The organism is Mesorhizobium sp. M4A.F.Ca.ET.090.04.2.1 (genome assembly GCF_003999085.1).
Taxonomy (GTDB): Bacteria; Pseudomonadota; Alphaproteobacteria; order Rhizobiales; family Rhizobiaceae; genus Mesorhizobium.
Map to the genome: position 1 here is coordinate 1 of NZ_RZOT01000943.1, position 902 is coordinate 902.

The window sequence follows — 902 nt, forward strand, 5'->3', positions numbered from 1 at the left end:
GCCTGGCCTTGATGCCGCCGCGCAAGGCAACTTCGCGCGCGCCCATGAACGGAAAACCTTCGTTCGACAGGTCGTCCAAGGGATCGACAATTTCGCGAAGCAGGTCACGGGTCTTCGGCCCCGCGATTGAGAATTGCGCCCACTGGTCGGAGACCGAGGTCAACTGCAGGTCGAGCTCGGGGAACAGCACCTGGCGGCAGAATTCGAGATGCTGCATCACCAGCCCGGCCTTGGCGGTGGTGGTGGTGAGGAAATAGTGATCCTCGGCCAGCCGCGAGGTCGTGCCGTCGTCGTAGACGATGCCGTCTTCGCGCAGCATCAGCCCGTAGCGCGCCTTGCCGACGGCGAGGTTCGAAAAACTGTTGATGTAGACGCGGTCGAGGAAGGCGCCGGCGTCGGGACCGTGCACATCGATCTTGCCGAGCGTCGAGACATCGCAGAAGCCGACGCCGCCGCGCACCGTTTTGACCTCGCGGGTGACCGATTCCAGCCAGTCCTTCTCGCCCGCGCGGGGATACCACTGCGCCCGTTTCCATAAACCGGTGTCGACGAAGACCGCACCCTGTTCCGCCGCCCAGTGATGCGACGGCGTCAGCCGCGTCGCGTGGAAGTTTTCGTCGCGGTGGTGACCGGCAAAAGCGCCGATGGCGACTGGCACGTAAGGCGGACGGTAGATCGTCGTGCCGGTTTCCGGGATCGATTTACCGCTCACCGCCGCCATGATGGCGAGGCCGGCAATGTTGGAGGTCTTGCCCTGGTCGGTCGCCATGCCGAGTGTGGTGTAGCGCTTGAGGTGCTCGACCGATTCGAAACCTTCGCGCTGCGCCAGTTCGACATCGGAGGCGGTGACGTCGTGCTGCTGGTCGACGAAGGCCTTGCCCTTGCCGGCGACATGCCAGAGC

At 64.4% G+C, this 902-nt stretch carries 1 pseudogene; it reads right to left on the minus strand.

Features of this window, described 5'->3' with window-relative positions:
- Positions 1–902 (minus strand): annotated as a pseudogene (locus EN781_RS33355) (sarcosine oxidase subunit alpha); the annotation flags it as partial.